The 19,428-nt window shown below is 71.7% G+C and carries 16 protein-coding genes and 1 pseudogene; 6 read left to right on the forward strand and 11 right to left on the reverse strand.

The window, feature by feature from the left end; all coding sequences use genetic code 11:
- Positions 1-117: 117 nt before the first annotated feature.
- A pseudogene (locus SACE_RS32250) lies at positions 118-757 on the reverse strand (response regulator transcription factor).
- Positions 745-1,989, reverse strand: coding sequence for a sensor histidine kinase (locus SACE_RS32255; protein WP_009943368.1), 1,245 nt, complete (start codon positions 1,987-1,989; stop codon positions 745-747). Before SACE_RS32255 ends, SACE_RS32250 begins: the two are co-directional and overlap by 13 nt.
- A gap of 152 nt (positions 1,990-2,141) precedes the next feature.
- Between SACE_RS32255 and SACE_RS32260 the strand changes: the two genes are divergently transcribed.
- Complete coding sequence (locus SACE_RS32260) at positions 2,142-3,056, forward strand: CPBP family intramembrane glutamic endopeptidase (RefSeq protein WP_143538258.1); 915 nt, start codon at positions 2,142-2,144, stop codon at positions 3,054-3,056.
- A gap of 3 nt (positions 3,057-3,059) precedes the next feature.
- Here the strand turns inward: SACE_RS32260 and SACE_RS32265 are convergent, their stop codons facing one another.
- Entirely contained in the window at positions 3,060-4,763 is a 1,704-nt protein-coding gene (locus SACE_RS32265) for an FAD-dependent oxidoreductase (protein ID WP_009943366.1), read from the reverse strand.
- Positions 4,764-4,972: 209 nt separating this feature from the next.
- Between SACE_RS32265 and SACE_RS40330 the strand changes: the two genes are divergently transcribed.
- Both SACE_RS40330 and SACE_RS32270 read left to right on the forward strand, forming a co-directional pair.
- Positions 4,973-5,596, forward strand: a complete 624-nt coding sequence (locus SACE_RS40330) for an epoxide hydrolase N-terminal domain-containing protein (RefSeq protein WP_162131628.1) — start codon at positions 4,973-4,975, stop codon at positions 5,594-5,596.
- Positions 5,593-6,177 (forward strand): HD domain-containing protein, encoded by a 585-nt coding sequence (locus tag SACE_RS32270; RefSeq protein WP_009943365.1) that lies wholly within the window; start codon positions 5,593-5,595, stop codon positions 6,175-6,177. The genes SACE_RS40330 and SACE_RS32270 overlap by 4 nt, the downstream gene beginning before the upstream one ends.
- A gap of 212 nt (positions 6,178-6,389) precedes the next feature.
- Here the strand turns inward: SACE_RS32270 and SACE_RS32275 are convergent, their stop codons facing one another.
- Both SACE_RS32275 and guaB read right to left on the reverse strand, forming a co-directional pair.
- Entirely contained in the window at positions 6,390-7,520 is a 1,131-nt protein-coding gene (locus SACE_RS32275; RefSeq protein WP_009943364.1) for a GuaB3 family IMP dehydrogenase-related protein, read from the reverse strand.
- Between the two features lie 164 nt (positions 7,521-7,684).
- The gene (gene guaB / locus SACE_RS32280; RefSeq protein WP_009943363.1) at positions 7,685-9,196 is read right to left on the reverse strand and encodes an IMP dehydrogenase; all 1,512 of its coding nucleotides are present in this window, start codon (positions 9,194-9,196) and stop codon (positions 7,685-7,687) included.
- A 257-nt stretch (positions 9,197-9,453) separates the two neighbouring features.
- On the opposite strand from guaB, the gene SACE_RS32285 reads away from it, so the two are divergent.
- Positions 9,454-9,855, forward strand: a complete 402-nt coding sequence (locus tag SACE_RS32285) for a DUF5319 domain-containing protein (protein ID WP_021341375.1) — start codon at positions 9,454-9,456, stop codon at positions 9,853-9,855.
- Between the two features lie 277 nt (positions 9,856-10,132).
- Here SACE_RS32285 and SACE_RS32290 read toward each other — a convergent pair whose 3' ends face one another.
- From SACE_RS32290 to SACE_RS32305, 4 genes are all read right to left on the reverse strand, one after another.
- Entirely contained in the window at positions 10,133-11,536 is a 1,404-nt protein-coding gene (locus SACE_RS32290; RefSeq protein WP_009943360.1) for an anti-sigma-D factor RsdA, read from the reverse strand.
- Positions 11,537-12,109, reverse strand: coding sequence for a sigma-70 family RNA polymerase sigma factor (locus SACE_RS32295; RefSeq protein WP_021341376.1), 573 nt, complete (start codon positions 12,107-12,109; stop codon positions 11,537-11,539).
- A 494-nt stretch (positions 12,110-12,603) separates the two neighbouring features.
- Positions 12,604-13,200, reverse strand: coding sequence for a response regulator transcription factor (locus tag SACE_RS32300; RefSeq protein WP_029621413.1), 597 nt, complete (start codon positions 13,198-13,200; stop codon positions 12,604-12,606).
- Between the two features lie 295 nt (positions 13,201-13,495).
- Positions 13,496-14,590, reverse strand: a complete 1,095-nt coding sequence (locus tag SACE_RS32305; RefSeq protein WP_009943355.1) for a MerR family transcriptional regulator — start codon at positions 14,588-14,590, stop codon at positions 13,496-13,498.
- A 203-nt stretch (positions 14,591-14,793) separates the two neighbouring features.
- On the opposite strand from SACE_RS32305, the gene SACE_RS32310 reads away from it, so the two are divergent.
- A complete protein-coding gene (locus SACE_RS32310) occupies positions 14,794-15,096 on the forward strand; it encodes a WhiB family transcriptional regulator (protein WP_021341378.1) in 303 nt (100 codons plus the stop codon).
- 175 nt (positions 15,097-15,271) lie between these two features.
- Here the strand turns inward: SACE_RS32310 and groL are convergent, their stop codons facing one another.
- Both groL and groES read right to left on the reverse strand, forming a co-directional pair.
- Positions 15,272-16,891: a chaperonin GroEL gene (groL, locus tag SACE_RS32315; protein ID WP_009943352.1), complete on the reverse strand. Its 1,620-nt coding sequence runs from the start codon at positions 16,889-16,891 to the stop codon at positions 15,272-15,274.
- 115 nt (positions 16,892-17,006) lie between these two features.
- Positions 17,007-17,297 carry a co-chaperone GroES gene (groES, locus tag SACE_RS32320; RefSeq protein WP_009943351.1) on the reverse strand — a complete coding sequence of 97 codons (291 nt, stop codon included), beginning with the start codon at positions 17,295-17,297 and terminating at the stop codon, positions 17,007-17,009.
- A 299-nt stretch (positions 17,298-17,596) separates the two neighbouring features.
- On the opposite strand from groES, the gene SACE_RS32325 reads away from it, so the two are divergent.
- Positions 17,597-19,171, forward strand: coding sequence for an alkaline phosphatase D family protein (locus SACE_RS32325; protein WP_009943350.1), 1,575 nt, complete (start codon positions 17,597-17,599; stop codon positions 19,169-19,171).
- Positions 19,172-19,428: the final 257 nt, after the last annotated feature.

Consider the following 19,428-nt stretch of genomic DNA (forward strand, 5'->3'; position numbering starts at 1 on the left):
CAGGTAACCGAGGCCACAGCGGCACCGGCCCCGCGGCATCGACGCCGGTCTCAGATCGGGACCGTCCGAGGTTCCGCCGCCGGAACCGACACGCAGGGTGAGTTCGAAGACAGGCGCTCAGGCTCCCAGGTAGGCCAGCACGGCGAGCACCCTGCGGTGGCCCGAGTCGCCCACCGGCAGGTCGAGCTTGGCGAAGATGTTGCCGACGTGCTCGAGCACCGCCCGCTCGGTCACCACCAGGCGTTCCGCGATCTCCTGGTTGGCGTGTCCGGCGGCCATCAGCGACAGGACCTCGCGTTCCCTGGGGGTCAGCGCGGAGATCGGATCGTGCCTGCGGGTGAGCAGCTGGGCCACGACCTCGGGGTCCATCCCGGTGCCGCCGGCGGCGATGCGGCGCAGGGCGTCGACGAACTCGTCGACGCGGGACACGCGGTCCTTGAGCAGGTAGCCCACGCCGCCGCGGCCGTCGGCGAGCAACTCGCGGGCGTAGGTCTCCTCGACGTACTGGGAGAACACCAGCACCCGGCAGCGCGGGCCGCAGCGCGCGGGCCCGCAGCGCCGCCCGCACACCCTCGTCGCGGAACGTCGGCGGCAGCCGCACGTCGACCACCGCGGCGTCGGGCGGATCGGCGGTGACGGCGGCGAGGAACGACTCCGCGTCGTCGGTCACCGCCGCCACCTCGATGTCCGCGGTGCCCAGCAGCAGCTTGAGCCCTTCGGCGAGGATCACGTTGTCCTCGACGATCACGACCCGCACGGCAGGCTCACCCGGATCGTGGTCGTCCCGTCGTCCGGGCTGTCCAGGCTGGTGGTGCCGTCCAGCGCGGCGACCCGGTGCCGGATGCCCGCGATCCCCGAGCCCCTGTTCTCGTCGGCACCGCCCACGCCGTCGTCACCGACCTCGACGAACAGGTCCTCTCCTACGCGGGTGAGCGTGGCGTAGGCGCGGGTGGCCGCGGCGTGCTTGGTGACGTTGCTCAGCGCCTCGGCGACGACGAAGTAGGCGGCGGCCTCGACGGCGGCGGGCACGTCGCCGAGCCCTTCGGCGCTGACCGCCGTCGGCACCGCGCAGCGGCTGCCGAGCGCCGACACCGCGCCGGAAAGGCCGCGGTCGGCCAGGATCGGCGGGTAGATCGTGCGCACGACGTCGCGCAGCCCCGTCATCGCCTCCTCGGCGCCGTCCCTGGCCTCGCGCAGGAGCCGGGCCGTGGTCTCCGGGTCGTCGCGGACGGCCTTCTCGGCCACGCCCAGCCGCATCGCCAGCGCTACGAGCTGGGCCTGCGCCCCGTCGTGCAGGTCGCGCTCGATGCGGCGCAGCTCGGCGCCGTGGGCCTCCACCGCACCCGCCCGGGTCTGCGCCAGCTCGTCCACCCGCGCGGCCAGCCGTTCCTCGGTCGCGCTGCGCCGCGAAGGCGAGAGCAGTGCGAGCGTCGCGCGCGCCTGCACCCGCGCCAGCGCGGGGACGCCCCACAGCAGCAGGACGAGCGCGATGACCAGTTGCGCGGTGCCGGTCACCAGGACGACCGGCCAGGACGTCGACCGGACGCCCAGCAGGCTCACGCCACCGGGGATCAGCGGCCAGATCAGCATCGACACCACCGTGACCGGAGCCGCCACCAGCCCGGCGAAGGCCAGCAGTGCCGAGACGGTGCCGGTGACGCCGTGGACCGGCAGCCACAGCAGCTGCCGCCAAGTCGAGGGCGCGCGGACCACGGCGGCGAACCCCGACGGCGCCGGGCTGGTCGCCACCGGCACCCCGAGGAAGCGGCCCGCGCGCTGCCGCTCCCACTGCGTCCAGCGGTGGATCGCCTCCGTTCCCACCGGCAGCAGGAAGAACCCGATGCCCAGCGCGACGCTGACGCCCGCGAACAGCACCAGCGGGATCGCCAGCAGCGCGGTGAGCCCCGAAAGCAGGCCGGGCAGCAGGAAGTTCCCGTCGGCCAGCGCGCGGCGCGGAACCGGAAACCCTCGGCGCAAGTCGGTAGCCATCGCCCCACTCTTCGTCCAGCGCCTCCGCGGTCGAAGGCTTCGATCGGCAGTCTGCCGAGCCGGGAGCGCCTCGGCAGTGGAGTGCACGACACCTTCGGCAGGGGTGGTCGCCACCTGATGCGCGGCCGGTTCTCCGCCATAGCGTCGGCCACATGATCCCAGTGATTGATCCCGCGCAGGGGCGGACTGGTGTTCACCGGCGCCCGGTGCTCGCCTTCACCGCGCTCGCGTATTCCGGCATGTGGCTGTCGATGTCGCCGTTGTGGCTGGCCGGGTTCCGGCGCACCGGCGCCGAGGCGATGGGCGCGCTGGAGCAGGTCTGCGTCTCGGCGGCGATGCTGACCCCCGCGTTGGCGGCCGTGCTCGTGCTGCGCCGCACCGAGCCGGCGGGAAAGCTGCGGGCCGCGGTGGCACTGACCTGGCCGAAGGGCACCACGGGGCATTGCCTGCCGGCGCTGTGCGCACCGCTCGCGCTGACGCTGGTCTCGCTCGTGGTCGGCGCCGCGGCGGGCACCTACCACGTCGACCTCGCCGACATGTCGGGCTTCCGCAGCCGCTTCGCGCCGGAACCCCTGGGAGAGCGCGGAATTCCGTGGGAGGCGCTCGGGCGGTGGCTGGGCGGGCTGCTCCTGCAGATGGCGGTTTCGCTACCGCTGTTCTTCGGCGAGGAGCTGGGCTGGCAGGGCTATCTGCTGCCGAGGCTGGCTCCGCGCGGTCCGGTGTTCGCCTTGGCCGGCACGGGGGTGGTTTTCGCGCTCTGGCACCTGTCGACGCTGCTGCTCGGCGGCCAGTACCCCGGTGCCCCGTGGGCGGTGTCGATCGGGGCGTTCCTGGTGTCGTGCGTGCTGATCGTGCCGGTGTTCACCTGGTTGCGGACGCGGTCGGCGTCAGTCGTCCCGGCGGTCGTCGCCCACACCTGCGCCAGCACCGCGGCGGTCCAGCTCCCGTGGGTCTTCGCCGACGCCGACCAGCCGCCGCACCCGCTTCGAACCGGACTGGTGGCCTGGCCTGGCTGGGTCGCCATCTGCGGTCTGCTCGCGGTCCTGTGGTGGCGGAGAGCGCGCTGACGGCTACGCCGGAGGCGTCCGCAGGGCGGCCGGGGCATCGGCCGGGACGGCGGGGGACTTCGGCGCGACCCGCTCGACCCGCCGGTATCCCTCCTCCTGCGCGGGACGCGGGTCCGGCTCGCCCTTGTTCGGCCACAGCGAGAAGGCGCGCTCCGCCTGCGCGGTGATCGTCAGCGACGGGTTCACGCCGAGGTTCGCCGAGATCGCCGAACCGTCCACGATGGACATCGTCGGGTAGCCGAAAGCACGGTGGTAGGGGTCGACGACGCCGTGCTCGGCGTCCTGGCCGATGGGGCAGCCGCCGATGAAGTGCGCCGTCATCGGCATGTCCAGCAGTTCGCCCCACGTGCCGCCCGCGATGCCGCCGAGCTTCTCGGCGACCCGGTTGTTGGCCTCCTCGCCCGCCGGGATGCAGGTCGGGTTCGGAGCGCCGTGGCCCTGCTGGGAGGTCAGCCGCCTGCGGCCGAAGATCCCCTTGCGCAGCTTCGTGGTCAGCGAGTTGTCGAGGCTCTGCATGACCAGCAGGATCACCGTGCGCTCGCTCCAGTTCTTCACCCACAGCAGCCGCAGCGAGAAGAGCGGGTGCTTGCCGAAGAAGCGCAGCCACTGCTTCCAGCGCGGCACCGGCGAACCGCCCGACGTCGGCAGGGTCTGCAGCATGCCCATGGCGTTGCTGCCCTTGCCGTAGCGCACCGGCTCGATGTGGGTGTCCTCGTCGGGGTGGAACGACGAGGTGATCGCCACCCCGGTCGAGAAGTCCTTGCCCGGCAGCACCCTCGAGGTCTGCGCCCCGATGATCGCCTCGGAGTTGGTGCGGGTGAGCACGCCGAGCCGCTCCGACATGCGCGGCAGGTCACCGCGCTCGCGCGCCCGGTGCAGCAGGTTCTGGGTGCCCCAGGTCCCGGCGGCGACCACGACCTGGTCGGCGGTGAACACCTTCGCGTCGCGGTCGAACCTCGCCCCGGTGCGCCGCGTGCCGATGCGCCAGCGGCCGTCGGCGCCCTGCGCCAGCCGGTGCACGGTGGTCAGCGGCCACACCTCGGCGCCGCCGGCCTCCGCCAGGTGCAGGTAGTTCTTCACCAGGGTGTTCTTGGCCCCCACGCGGCAGCCGGTCATGCAGGAGCCGCACTCGGTGCAGCCGGTGCGCGAGGGCCCGGCTCCGCCGAAGTACGGGTCGGCGACCTGCTCCCCCGGTTTGCCGAAGTACACCCCGACCGGAGTGGGGTGGTAGCTCTCGCCCACGCCCATCTCCTCGGCCACCTCCCTGATCACCACGTCCGAGGGAGTGGTGGTGGGGTTGGTGACCACGCCCAGCATCCGGCTCGCCTGGTCGTAGTGCGGGGCGAGCTCGTCCTCCCAGTCGGTGATGTGCGCCCACTGGGAGTCCGAGTAGAACGGCTTCAGCGGCCGGTAGAGCGTGTTCGCGTAGACCAGCGAGCCGCCGCCGACGCCGGAGCCGGCGAGGATGAGCACGTCACGCAGCAGGTGGATCCGCTGGATGCCGTAGCAGCCGACCTGCGGGGCCCAGAGGAAGTTGCGCAGGTCCCACGAGGTCTTCGCGAACTCCTCGTCGGCGAACCTGCGGCCGGCTTCGAGGACCGCGACGCGGTAGCCCTTCTCGGTGAGCCGCAGGGCGGCCACGCTGCCGCCGAACCCCGACCCGATCACCACGACGTCGTAGTCGTGCGCCCCGTCACGTGAAGACATGAGCGACAGAGTAAACATAATTACTGGCGAGTAGATAGACCTGAAGGGTGAAAGCTACCGCGAGTAGGGAGTCGGTTCCGGCGATGTAGGTCCCGGCCCGCTCGGCCCTGGCGTCCGGTCATGGCCGATCCGCCCCTTCCGCATCGGCATCCCCGAAGCCGACCTCGACGACCTGCGCTCGGCTGGCCACGACCGAGCGGGCCGACGAGTTGCCCGGCGCTGGGTGGGACCACGACGTGCCGCTGGACTACGTCCGCGACCTCGCCCGTGCACTGGCGCGAAGCCTGCGACTGGCGGGCACACGAGGCGCGGCTGAACGGGTCCCGAAGTTCACCACCTCATCGACGGCCAGGACGTGCACTTCCTGCACGTCCGCTCACCGCACCCCGGGCGCGCGGCCGCTGCTGGTCACCCACGGGTGGCCGGGCACAGTCGCCGGCTTCGCGGGCATCGTCGAGCCGCTCACCGACCCGCCCGGCGGCGCGACGCCTTCGACGTGGTCATCCTTCGGTGCCGGGCTTCGGCTTCTCCGGCCCCACGACCAGCACCTGCTTGAACCCGCGACTCCCCCACCGCGTAGCTCGCGCGGAACGCCGAGCTGCTGGAGTGGTTCGACGCCGACGCCCTCGGCGAGAACCGGCGGCATCCAGCGGTGCGCCGAGCGGGAGAACAACGCCGTGCACCGGTCGGAGTTCGACCGCGGCGGCTACTTCGGGGCCCTGCGAGTCTGCTCGTCGACGACGTCCGCGCGTTCTTCCGGTCGCTGCGCCGAGCGCGGGTGCGGGAACCGGCTAGCGTGTGGCGGACGACGGCAGAGGAGGTCACCGCCTTGACCGACGACAGCGCTCGCGGCGGCGACGGTGCCGAGGGCATCGCCGAGTTCGCCTTCGAACTCGGGGTCCTGAAGCGGATGCGGCGCGCGGGCTGGTGGCACGTCGGCGTCCGGGACCCGGAGTCGGTCGCCGAGCACAGCCTCCGGGTGTCGCAGCTCGCCGGGCTCATCGCCGCGCAGGAAGGCGCCGATCCCGCTCGCGCGGCCTTCCTGGCGCTGTGGCACGACAGCCAGGAGACGCGGACCGGGGACATCCCGCACACCGCGCGGCCCTACCTCGGGGCCGGTCCGTCCAACGAGGCGATCACCGCGGACCAGGTGGCGCGGATGCCGGACCCCGCGGCGCGGACCGTCCGGGAGGCGGTCGCCGAGTACGAGGCTCAGGAGAGCGCCGAGGCGCGGTGCGCCAAGGACGCCGACCGGCTGGAATGCCTGGTCCAGGCGGTCGAGTACCGCTCGGCGGGCTATCAGGGCGTGCAGGCGTGGATCGACTCGTCGCGGCGGGCGCTGGTCACCGGTACCGCCCGGCGGATCGCCGACGCCGCGCTCGACACGTCCCCGCTGGCCTGGCGCGACAACTGACGCTGGCCGTCACCGAAAGTTCGCTGCGCGACACCTGACGCGCCCGGTCGCTGGGCGACCGCCGGCGCCACCGCTCGGTAGCCGCCCCGCCGCTGACGGCTCACGCGGCAGGTCGCCGCAAGCCGCTGACACGATCGCCCGCCGCTGACCGCCGACCCGGTGCGTGGCCACCGACGGTGCCCGTGGCCGCGCGGCCGCGGGCACCACCGGCCTCAGCGGCGGAGCATCAGGCCGACCTTCTGGAACTCCTTCAGCTCCCGGTAGCCGGTCTTGGCCATCGCGCGGCGCAGGCCGCCGAAGAGGTTGAGCACGCCCAGCGGGTCGCTGCTGGGACCGAACAGCACGGTCTCCAGATCGGCGCCGGCACCGTCGAACGCGGTGATCTCGCTGCGCGGCAGGCTCGGGTGGGCCGCGGCCGCGGTCCAGTAGTAGCCCTGCGCCGGGGACTCCGACGCCTCCGCCAGCGCCTCGCCGAGCATGACCGCGTCGGCCCCGCACGCGATCGCCTTGGCGATGTCACCGGAGAAATTCAGCGCACCGTCGGCCAGCACGTGCACGTAGCGGCCGCCGGTCTCGTCGAGGTAGTCGCGGCGCGCGGCGGCGGCGTCGGCGATCGCGGTCGCCATCGGCACACCGATGCCGAGCACCTGGGTCGTGGTCGCCGACCGGGACTCGCCGAAGCCGACGATCACGCCGGCCGCGCCGGTGCGCATCAGGTGCATCGCGGTGCGGTAGTCGCCGACACCGCCGGCGATCACCGGGACGTCCAGCTCGGCGATGAAGCGCTTGAGGTTCAGCGGCTCGCCGTCGCGGGCGACGTGCTCGGCCGAGACGATGGTGCCCTGCACCATCAGCACCTCGACACCGGCGGCCAGCAGGTGCGGGGTCAGCTCCTCGGCATGCTGCGGGCTGACTCGCGCCGCCACCGTGACCCCGGAGTCCTTGACCTGCTTGATCGCCAGCGCCAGCAGGTCGGGCCGGATCGGCGCGGCGTGCAGCTTCTGCAGCAGCTTCTGCGCGACCGCCGGGTCGGGCTCCTCCTCGGCGGCGCGCACCACCTCGGCCAGGCGCTCTTCGACGTTCTCGTGCCGCGCCCACAGGCCCTCGGCGTTGAGCACGCCCAGCCCGCCCAGCTCACCGACGCGGACCGCGGTCGCGGGCGAGACGATCGCGTCGGTCGGGTGCGTGACCAGCGGGATGTCGAAGCGGTAGGCGTCGATCTGCCAGGCCAGCGAGACGTCCTTGGACGAGCGGGTACGCCGTGACGGCACGATCTCCACGTCGTCGAGGTCGTAGCCGCGCATGGCCGTACGGCCCATGCCGATCTCCACCAGATCCCGCACGTCAGTCCCTTCCTCGCGGCACCGCTGTCCAACGAGACATTGTCTCTACGGCATCCGTGTGACGTGCATCCGGGGCACCCGGTAGCACCCGGTGCACGCTCGGCCACCAGCAGCGGCCGAGCCCGACCGGTGGCGCGGCCCGTGCCGGGCCGCGCCACCGGCGCTCAGCGGGTCGTGTAGTTCGGCGCCTCGACGGTCATCGTGATGTCGTGTGGGTGGCTCTCCTTGAGCCCCGCCGCGGTGATCCGGACCAGGTTGGCGTTCTGCAGCTCCGGGATCGTGGTGGCACCGGTGTAGCCCATGCCCGAGCGCAGACCGCCGACGAGCTGCGCGACGACCTGGGCCAGCGGCCCGCGGAACGGCACCCGGCCCTCGATGCCCTCCGGGACCAGCTTGTCCTCGGAGAGCACGTCGTCCTGGAAGTAGCGGTCCTTGGAGTAGGACCGGCCCTGGCCGCGCGACTGCATCGCGCCCAGCGAGCCCATGCCCCGGTACACCTTGAACTGCTTGCCGTTGACCAGCACCAGGTCGCCCGGCGACTCCGCGGTGCCCGCCAGCAGGCTGCCCAGCATGACGCTGCTCGCCCCGGCCGCGATCGCCTTCGGGATGTCACCGGAGTACTGGATGCCGCCGTCGCCGATCAGTGGCACGCCCGCAGGGCGGCACGCCTGGTCGGCCTCGTAGATCGCGCTGATCTGCGGCACGCCGACGCCCGCCACGACGCGGGTGGTGCAGATCGAGCCGGGCCCGACACCGACCTTGACCGCGTCGGCGCCCGCGTCCACCAGCGCCTGGGCGCCCGCGCGGGTCGCGACGTTGCCGCCGATGACGTCGACGGAGTTGCCGAGCTCCTTCTTCAGGGTGGCCACCGTGTCCACCACGGCGCGGGAGTGGCCGTGCGCGGTGTCCACCACGAGCACGTCGACCCCGGCGTCGACCAGCGCCATCGCGCGCTCGTGCGAGTCGGCGCCCACCCCGACCGCGGCGCCGCACAGCAGGCGGCCGTCCGGGTCCTTGGTGGCCTCGGGGTACTGCTCGGTCTTGACGAAGTCCTTGACCGTGATCAGGCCGCGCAGCTTGCCCGCGTTGTCCACGATCGGCAGCTTCTCGACCTTGTGCCTGCGCAGCAGCCCGAGCGCGGCCTCGGCCGTGACCCCGACCTGCGCGGTCACCAGCGGCGCGGAGGTCATGATCTCCCGCACCTTCCTGGTGTGGTCGACCTCGAAGCGCATGTCTCGGTTGGTGATGATCCCGACCAGCGTGCCGTCGGGATCGGTCACCGGGACGCCGGAGATGCGGAACCGCGCGCACAGCGCGTCGACGTCGGAGAGCGTGTCCTCCGGCGAGCAGGTCACCGGGTCGGTGACCATGCCGGCCTCGGAGCGCTTGACCACCTCGACCTGGGCGGCCTGCTCCTCGACCGAGAGGTTGCGCTGCAGGATGCCGACGCCGCCCTGGCGGGCCATCGCGATCGCCATCCTGGCCTCGGTGACGGTGTCCATCGCCGCGGACAGCAGCGGGACGCGCAGCCTGATGTTGCGCGAGAGCTGGGTGCCGGTGTCGACGCCGCTGGGGATGACGTCGGACTCGTCGGGCAGCAGCAGCACGTCGTCGAAGGTCAACCCGAGGCTCGCGAACTTCGAGGGAAAGCCGGGTGCGGTGAGTTCGCTGGTCATGGCGGGGGCGTGCCTTCCTTCAAACTACGGTCCACAACCGAAGGGTGCGGGCGGTCTTGGGTGGCGCCGGGTCGTCGCCATACGTTGCAACACTGACTCGGCGAGGGGGATTCCAACATGATAGAGACCGCTGGTCAGTGCCCGAATGCCCCGTCCGCGGGCGGCCACCGGACGCGGCCGCCGAGGTCCGCACCGACCGATGCCGCGGGGCAGCCCAGCCGACGCCGAACGTCGCGGGACTGGACACAGCCGGTACCGTGCGGGCCGTGCCGCACGATCCGTTGCCCCCAGACCCGTTCGCGGGTGACCCGGACGACCCGAGCATGACGCTCGGCGATCACGATCCCGAGTTCGGCCCGCCGCTCGGCGACGAGGAGCAGGCCGAGCTGCTCGCGGACCTGACCGATCTGTCGGTTTACCAGGCGCTGCTGGAGCCCAGAGGCGTCCGGGGCATCGTCGTGGACTGCACCGACTGCGGTGAATCTCACTACCACGACTGGGAGCTCCTGCGCGCCAGCCTGGAGCAGCTGCTCAACGACGGCCGGATGCGTCCGCACGAGCCCGCCTTCGACCCCAACCCCGAGCAGTACGTGACCTGGGAGTACTGCCGCGGCTTCGCCGACGGCGTGACCGAGGCGGAGAACGAGAACAGCCACTGACCTGGCGGCCGACCGTCGGGCCTCGGCACTCGTGGCCAACCGTCGGGCCTCGGCACTCGCGTCCGACTGGCTGGCCCGGCACTCGCGGCCGACCGGCGGGCCCCCGGCGCCTCGCAGGGCGAGCGGGGCCACGTTCCTCTCCATCCCGATCACCGGGCTCGCCCGGGCGCGAAGAACCTCACCCACGCGCAGCGGCGGACCGTCCGATGCGCCCGCGAGACCCACCCGCTGAAAGAAGAAGGGCCCCGCCTGCGGCAGGGCCCTCTCCTCGGTTCGATCAGTTGGACGGGAACAGTCCCGAGCCCCACGACGGGCCGGTGTTGCTCGACGGGTGGTCGGTGCTGCCACTGCCGCTGGTCTCGCTCGGCCGCGACGAAGTCTCCGTCGGCTGCGTCGACGTGCTCGGCGTCGTCGACGGCGTGGAGGTCGGCGGCGTGGGCGGCGGTGGCGGCGGGAGCGATCCGCTCGGCGGCGGGAGCGACGACGACGAGGACTGCTCTGTCGAGCTCGACGGCATGTCGGGGTACCAGGTGCCGTCCTCGCCCATCCGCGCGGTCAGCGAAGCGTGCGCGGCCTGCAGGTCCTCCAGACCGTGCTCGGCGTCGACGTCCTGCATCATGTCGTGCGCCCGGTCCAGCGCGGCCTCCGCGCCGTTGCGGTCGCCGAGGTCCAGCGCACCTTCGGCGCGGTGCAGGTCGTCCTTGGCCGACGACGCGGCCTGCGCCATCCGGGCGTGGTCGGTGTAGAGCACCTGCGCCACACCCCACAGCGCGTCGCCGGGCATGGCGTCGCGCGCGGCCAGGCCGACACCGGTGAAGGTGATCATCAGCACCGCGGCCGCGGAGGCCACCGGCACCAGGTGCCTGCGCTTGAGCCTGCGCCGGGGCCGCCGGGCCTCGGCGATCGTGGCGACCGCCGTGTCGACGTCGACGAGCTCGCCGATAGGCGCGGCGTCGATGTCCTGGCGCCACGCGACCAGCAGCGCGTCCAGCGTGGGATCACCGCCGGCGGCCGGGACGTCGGGGTTGGTGCCGCCGAGCATGTCCAGCAGCGCGTCGTCCGCTTGCAGCTCGGACAGGTCGACCCGCTCGCCCTCTTCGCCCTCGTCCAGCGCGACCAGTTCGTCGGCGTCGGCGTCGGGACGCGGCCGGAAGGCGATCACCTCGGCGGTCCGGTCGAATCGCTCCGTGGCGGCCGTTCCACCGGAAGTCTCGTCGGCGCCGGATTCCGCCCGCTGCGCGGATTCCTGGTCACCGTCCCGCACCGACGCGTCGGCGCGCTGCTCGCCGTCGGCACCGCCCGCCGCGGAAATCTGCTCCTGGGGAACGGAAATCCGCTCGTCGGCGCCGGAAGACCGCTCCTGCGACCGCGTGTCGTGCGAGCCGGCCGCACCGATGGCATGCTCGGTGGTACCGCCGGACTCCACGGCGTCGCGCGGTCCGCAGACGTGCAGGCCGGCCGCGTCTTCCCGACCGGAGGCCGTGTTGCGGGTGCCAGTGGTCCCAGACTCAGCGGAGTCGGAAACTCGGTGGTTTTCGTTCAGTTCAGTCCCATCGCCGGCGTCGGCGGAGCCGGGAAGTGCCTCCCGGTCGTCCTCGACGCGCGAACGGTCGTCCTGCTGGCCGGACTCGACACGGTCGCGTCCCGCCTCTTCACCCCCGGGCCCTTTCCGCTCAGCCACTCAGACCACCTCCTCCGCGGACAGCGTCTTTCTCAGCCGGGCCAATGCACGGTGCTGTGCCACTCGCACCGCCCCCGGCGTCGAACCGACCGCTTCGGCGGTTTCCTCCGCGGACAACCCGACGACCACCCGGAGCAGCAGGATCTCCCGCTGCTTGGCCGGGAGGACGCGCAGAAGTTGCGCCATCCTGCCCGAAAGCTCACCTTGCATGGCCCGCTGCTCTGGTCCGGCCTCGGATTCCGGGGTGTCCGGAACGTCCGCGACCGGTTCGGAGCGGTTGCGGGCCGACGCGCGGTGCGCATCAGCCACCTTGTGTGCGGCGATGCCGTACACGAACGCCAGAAACGGACGTCCCTGGTCCCGGTAACTGGGCAACGCCGTGAGAACGGCGAGGCACACTTCCTGGGCGACGTCGTCCGCCGAAGCGAACGAACGCTCGTTACGTCCGACTCTGGCGCGGCAGTACCGCACCACCAAAGGACGGATTTCGGCCAGCAAGCGCTCGATCGACTGGCGATCGCCGTCGACGGCGGCGCTTACAAGAGCGTCCAGCCCGTCCCCCACGTTGGTCATCGCAGACAGCAGCCCTGGTGTTACGCGTTCAAGCGACTCGGATTGTCCCGGCGAACTTCGCGTGCACCGCACGCCGCGCCGAGCTCACCGTACCGGGCAGAGGTCGCTCCCTGAACAGGGAGTGGGGGAAGGCGGCCGTGGTCGTCACGTCTCCACACTTACCAGATGCCGCCGTTTCCCACGTTTGCCGAGGCAGGCGAACGGGTGAACCGAGTTCCACGGAAAAGATGATGATCTTGGCGACTCCCACCGGAACGGCGAATCGCCGCGGCAGTCGCCGGACACGCCGAAGCCTGCTCCCGCGCTCTTGGTCCGGACCGATCGTGGCGTCCGCCACGTCGAGAAGGTGGCCGGGGCCCGCCCGGTACGACCGAGTGCCCTTGGAAGGGTGACGCGGATCATGGTCTTGCCGGGCGGCTTCCCGGATCGCCGGTGCCGGAGCAGGCTCGTCGTGAGCGGAGCCACAGAGCAGGAAGGTGCACCTGCTCGACGGATCAGGCGACCAGACCGCGCCGGAACCCGTGCGCCACGGCCTGGGCCCGGTCGCGCACGCCGAGCTTGCGGAACAGCCGGCGGGCGTGGGTCTTGACCGTGTCTTCCGAGAGGTAGAGCTCGCGGCCGATCTGGCCGTTGCTCTTGCCCTGGCTCATCCCGCGCAGCACCTGCAGCTCGCGCTCGGTCAGCTGCACACCGGGGTCCGACGGCTGCCGGGGAGCGGGCACCGAGGTGCTCGCGAGCGTGTGCGCCAGGGCCGCGACCAGCTCGGGCCGCGAGGCGTCCCAGCGGAGGTAGCCGCGGGCACCGCCGGCGATCGCCGCCGCGATGCTGCCCGCGTCGTCCGGGGCACCGAACACGATCACGTTCGCTTGCGGGTGGGCCGAGACAAGTCGGCGGGTGGCCTCCACACCGTTGGGGACAGCGCGTTGGGTACCGACGAGCACGACGTCCACGGCTTGCCGCGAAAAACGGGCGAGCAACTCGTCACCGTGTGCTACGCAATCGATCCGGCTCACTCCGGGGACAGCAGACATCACACGAGTGAGCCCTTCCCGGACGCTACGCCGGTCATCGCAGATCAGGACCGTCGTCACGGGAACTCCTTCCTGCAGGCGAGTGACGTTCCATAACCCCTATCGGACGCCGTGGGCCAAACCTTGACACGATCCGGTGCTTAATCCGTCAAGAAATTCTGCGGCCCCGCGGACGGGCCCGGTTCACCGGAACGGAGCAAGGTCCGACACGAGCGGAGCAGTGGATCGTGATCAAGGCCCATAGCTGCGGAATTCACCCGAACGCACCCCGTTCCGGGCCGCCGTCGCCCGTCTTCGTGAAATCGCTTCACTCACCCGCACACCACTATGTGATTTGCGACACACTGAGCTTAACTCAGGCGAGCACGGTCTCCGAGACGCGTGCGACCGCCGTGCCCAGTGAGTCGAGCAGCTCGACATGTGCCGGCAGCGGCTCCTGCGCCCAGCCCGCCCCGGCCACGAACGCGCGCGCCCGCTGGCGGGTGATGGGGATGTCGCCGATGAGCTTCGCCGAGGCGTAGTTCGGCTGCCCCGCCCACAGCACCACCGCCGCCGGGGCGGCGCGGCGGACGGCCGCGTCGAGCCCCTCCCTGGGCAGCGCGGCGCCGAACAGCCGGTGCCCGACCCGGTTGGCCGCCAGTGCGGCGGCGAGCGCGACCAACTCCAGCTCCTGGCCCTCGCCGGGCACCGGCGCTAAGACGACCGGGCGCGGGTTGAGCGGCGCCGCGGCGCCCGCGATGACCGACCGCAGCGCGGTCGAGGCGCAGTCCGACAGCAGTTGCAGGGCCTCGACGCCGGTGCCCGAGCGCTGCCACCGCTCGCTGATCGCCCGCAGCACCGGCTGGAGCACTTCGTTCCAGGTCGCCACCACGCCCTCGGCCGCGACCGCCTCGAGCAGCAGCCGCTGGATGGACCAGGAGTCGAGCGCCAGGGCCGCCCGGCCCAGCCCGCGCGCCCGCGGCCCGGCGCCGGAAAGCTTCAGGCCCCGGCCACCGGTGTTGGTGCCGGGGTCGAGGGCCATCGCACCGCCGTCGTCGCCGTCGATGACGCCGGAGAACAGCACCGGCTCGTCGGCCTCGCCCTCCACGCGCGGCGCGGATCCGGCCTCGGCCGGGTAGCGCTGCGACAGCGGCGCGGTCGTGGACCGGGCGAACCGGGCGGCCTCGGCCGGCGAGGCACCGCGCAGCAGGGCGCGCTGCATCTGCTCCAGCCGCGCGATGTCGTCGGGTCCGTAGCGCCGGTGACGGCCGGTGGTGTGGTCGCTGGGTCCGAGCCCGTACCGGCGGTCCCAGGTCCGCAGGGTCGCCGGGGCCACGCCCAGCCGGCGGGCGACGGCCGCGACGGTCAGCCGCGGCTGGTCGCCATCGACGCCGGAGGCACCGCCGGAATGTCCGGATTCGCCGATGCGAGTGGAGTCGTCCTGCCCTTGCGCAGGTTCCGGCGTCGTCACCCGGCACATGTTCCGGTTCCGGGGCGACCGGAGCAAGCCGGTGCGCGGCGGATCTTGCCGATCAAGGAGATCACTCCAACGGTGAACAGCTTTTGACTCGATAAGGGTTGAACAAGTTTTGGCGCGGTTCTACCGTAGATCGCGCGAGGCCGCGGCGGTCGCCGCGGCAGGGAGGGGATCCACCACTGGAGGTGGTTGTCGCAATGGCGGACACTCGACGTCTTCCAGGACCGAACGCCGATATCTGGGATTGGCAGATACGGGGCTCCTGCAGAGGCATGGACAGCGCGTACTTCTTCCATCCGGACGGCGAACGGGGGCCGGCGCGGGCCCGGCGCGAGGCGAAGGCAAAAGAGGTTTGCCAGCGTTGCCCCGTACTTGAGCAGTGCCGACGGCACGCACTGACGGTGCAGGAGCCGTACGGAATCTGGGGCGGGCTGTCCGAATCCGAACGCGAAGTGATCATCAAGTCCCGCAAGCGCCGGGTCGCCGCCCTGGCCAGCTGAACTGGCGGAGCGGCGGACCCGGCATCGCCGGCCGCACCGGTCGCCGAATGACCACGAGGGGCGTCATTCGTCGGCGTGGCGGGGTGGCGATGCACCTCGGGGCGGCACCCGCGTGGGTGCCGCCCCGAGTCCTGTTCGCGTGGTGCGCCGTTCACGGCCACCACCGTCGCGAACGTCAGTGCGAGTGGCCGTGGCCGTGCCCGGCCGCCGCGGAGTCCTCCTCCTCCGGCTTGTCCACCACGGCGCTCTCGGTCGTGAGCACCATGCGGGCGATGGAGGCCGCGTTGGCGACGGCGGAGCGCGTCACCTTCAGCGGGTCCACGATGCCCGGCTGGACAAGGTCGCCGAAGGTCAGCGTCGCGGCGTTGTAGCCCTGACCCCAGTCCAGGTCGCGGACCTTGGAGACCACGACCGCGCCCTCCTGGCCGGCGTTGCTGGCGATCCAGAACAGCGGGGCCTCCAGGGCGGTCCGGACCAGCCGGACGCCGGTGGCCTCGTCACCGGAGAGGCCCAGGTCGCCGTTCAGCTCCTTGGCCGCGTGGATGAGGCTGGAGCCACCACCGGGGACGCTGCCCTCCTCGGCCGCGGCCTTGGACGCGGCGACCGCGTCCTCGATGCGCGACTTGCGCTCCTTGAGCTCGGTCTCGGTGGCCGCACCGACCTTGATCACCGCGACGCCGCCGGCCAGCTTGGCCAGCCGCTCCTGCAGCTTCTCGCGGTCCCAGTCGGAGTCGCTGACCTCGATCTCCTTGCGGATCTGCTCCGCGCGGGCCTTGACGTCGTCCTGCGGGCCACGGCCGTCGACGATGGTCGTGGTGTCCTTGGTGACGGTGATCCGGCGGGCCGAGCCCAGCACCTCGGGTCCGGCCTCGGACAGCTTGAGACCGACCTCGGGGGCGATGACCTGGGCACCGGTGACGGCGGCGAGGTCGTCCAGGAACGCCTTGCGGCGGTCGCCGAAGTACGGGGCCTTGACCGCGACGACCTTGAAGGTCTTGCGGATGGCGTTGACGACCAGGGTCGACAGCGCCTCGCCCTCGACGTCCTCGGCCAGGATCAGCAGCGGCTTGCCGCTCTGGGCGATCTTCTCCAGCAGCGGGAGCAGGTCCTGGATGCTGGAGATCTTCTCCCGGTGCAGCAGGATCTGCGCGTCCTCGAGGACGGCTTCCTGGCGCTCGGAGTCGGTGACGAAGTACGGGGAGACGAAGCCCTTGTCGAACTGGACGCCCTCGGTGATCTCCAGCTCGGTGGCCAGCGTCGAGGACTCCTCGATGCTGATGACGCCGTCCTCACCGACCCGCTCCATCGCCTCGCCGACCAGGGCGCCGATGGACTCGTCGCGGGAGGACACGGTGGCGATCTGGGCGATGTTGTCGCGGCCCTTGACCGGGGTCGCCTTGGCCTTGAGGGCGTCGACGACCGCGTCGGTGGCGGCCTGGATGCCCCGGCCCAGCGCGGTCGGGTTGGCACCGGCGGCCAGGTTGCGCAGGCCCTCGCGGACCATGGCCTGGGCCAGCACGGTGGCGGTGGTGGTGCCGTCGCCCGCGACGTCGTTGGTCTTGGTGGCGACGTTCTTGGCGAGCTGGGCGCCCAGGTTCTCGTAGGGGTCTTCCAGCTCGATCTCGCGCGCGATGGTCACGCCGTCGTTGGTGACCTGCGGTCCGCCGAACTGCTTGTCGAGCACGACGTGGCGGCCGCGCGGGCCGAGGGTGACCTTAACCGCGTCGGCGAGCTGGTTCACGCCGCGCTCCAGCGCCCGGCGGGCCTGCTCGTCGAAAGCGATCTGCTTAGCCATTGGTTCAACAGCCCTTCGGTTTCGAAGAAGGGGAGCTCAACGGCTCCCGGCATGCGACCGCCCCGGAGGTCCCGGTGGGACCGCCGGGGCGGTGGTTGCTCGCGGTGGCGGGTCGTCAGTTGACGACGGCCAGCACGTCGCGGGCGGAGAGGATCAGGTACTCCTCGCCGTTGTACTTGACCTCGGTGCCGCCGTACTTGGAGTAGATGACGACGTCACCCTCCTTGACATCCACCGGGATGCGGGTGCCCTTGTCGTCGACGCGGCCCGGGCCCACGGCCAGGACCTTGCCCTCCTGGGGCTTTTCCTTGGCGGTGTCCGGGATCACGATGCCGGACGCAGTCGTCGTCTCGGCCTCGCTCGCCTGGACAACGATCTTGTCCTCAAGCGGCTTGATGCTCGCCACGGTGTGACCTCCACCTTCTGGGGCCTTCGAAGCGTTGGCTGGTTTCACGACGGCTCCGTGACTCCCCGCCGTCGCGGGTGCCGGGGCGCTCCGGCGCCGTTCGTCTAGCACTCTACCCACGCGAGTGCCAGCGCTCAACAACGGGCTGCGGACATCCCCGCGACGACCACCCGTACGAGGTTGCGCCGTTCGTCGGCAGACACGGCGGCGCGCGGTGTTCATGATGCGATCACCGGATACACGAATCTTTTTCATTTTTGGTGCGCATACTCCACCGCGAGCTCAAGGGAGGAAGCCCGATGCCCGAACCCGCTGGTGAACGCCACGCCCTGACCCGCAGGACCCTCATCGCGGCCGCAGGCGCGACCGCCGCGATCGGCTTGGCCGCCGGACCCGCCCGGGCCGGCGCGAGCGCCGACCCGTTCACCCTCGGCATCGCCTCCGGCGACCCCGCACCGGACGGCTTCGTGCTCTGGACCAGGCTCGCGACCGAGCCGCTGGCCGACGACGGGCTCGGCGGCATGCCCGCGCGCGCGGTCGACGTGCAGTGGGAGGTCGCCGAGGACGAGCGCTTCGCCAGGGTCGTCCGCCGCGGCAGCGAGCAGGCCGCGCCCGAGCTCGGGCACTCCGTGCACGTCGAGCTCGCCGGGCTGCGTCCCGGGCGCGAGTACTTCTACCGCTTCCGCTGCGGGAACCACCTCAGCCGGACCGGCCGCACCCGCACCGCTCCCGCCGCGGGCACCCTCACGTCCCCGCTGACGATGTGCTTGGCCTCCTGCGCGGCCTGGGAGCACGGCTTCTACACCGCCTACCGCCGGATCGCCGAGGACGACCCGGACCTGGTTCTGCACCTGGGCGACTACCAGTACGAGTTCGGCCACCTCGGCTACCCGGTGCTGCCTGGCATCGCCCGCCGGGTCGAGGGCGGCGAGACGTTCACGCTGGCCGACTACCGGCGCAGGCACGCCCAGACCAAGACCGATCCCGACCTCCAGCTCGCGCACTCGGTCGCGCCGTGGCTGGTGGTGTGGGACGACCACGAGGTCGACAACAACTGGGCCGACGAGCACCACGAGTTCTGGGGCGACACCGAGGAGTTCCTGGAGCGCCGCCGGGCCGCGTTCCAGGCCTACTACGAGAACATGCCGCTGCGGAGGTCGTCGGTGCCGCAGGGCATCGACATGCAGCTCTACCGGCGGGTTCGCTGGGGCGCGCTGGCGAACCTGCACATGCTCGACACCCGGCAGTACCGCAGCGACCAGGCCTGCGGCGGGCTGCTCGGCCCGTGCGGGCAGGAGTCGGACCCGAGCCGCACGCTCACCGGCGACGAGCAGGAATCCTGGCTGCTGGAAGGTTTCCGCGAGTCCCGCGCGCGCTGGGACCTGATCGGCCAGCAGGTCATGATGGGCCGGCACGACAAGTTGGCCGGACCGCTGAAGGTCACCGACATGGACACCTGGGACGGCTATACCGCCTCCCGCGACCGGATCACCCGCGGCTGGGTCGAGGCGGGAGTGCGCAACCCGGTCGTGCTCACCGGTGACATCCACGAGCACTACGCCAACGACCTGAAGCTCGACTACGACGACCCGGACGCCCCGGTCGTCGGCGCCGAGCTGGTGACCACGTCGGTGACCTCCAACGGCGACTCCGCGGGCGAGGACTTCGGCGGGGATCCGGAGAACCCGCACATCCGCTTCCACGACACCATGCGCGGCTACGTGCGGACCAGGGTCACCAGCACCGAGCTGAAGGCGGACTTCCGCGTGCTGCCGTACGTGTCCAGGCCCTACGCCCCGGCGGAGACGAAGGCTTCGTTCGTGGTCTCCGACCGGGTGCCGGGGTTGCAGGAAGCGTCGACCTTCGCGCGCTGACGGTGTGCGGGGCCCGGAATCGGTTGCTGAAAACGGATTCCGGGCTCCGCGGCCGACGGATTCGGCGTGCCGCAGGGGACCGGGAGTGCGGACGGAGTAACCGCCGAGGGGAAGGCTCGCGGCGCGGAATCCCCTGCTACCAGGCGATTTCCGGCTCTGCGCGCATCCTCGGCTTCGCGGCGGGAGCGGTCGTGGAGCCGGAGCTGCCGGTCATCGGCCACCGCGAATGCCGGAAAACCCGTGGGAAAAGCCGATCT

Origin of the sequence: Saccharopolyspora erythraea NRRL 2338, from assembly GCF_000062885.1 — a bacterium.
Lineage (GTDB): Bacteria > Actinomycetota > Actinomycetes > Mycobacteriales > Pseudonocardiaceae > Saccharopolyspora_D > Saccharopolyspora_D erythraea.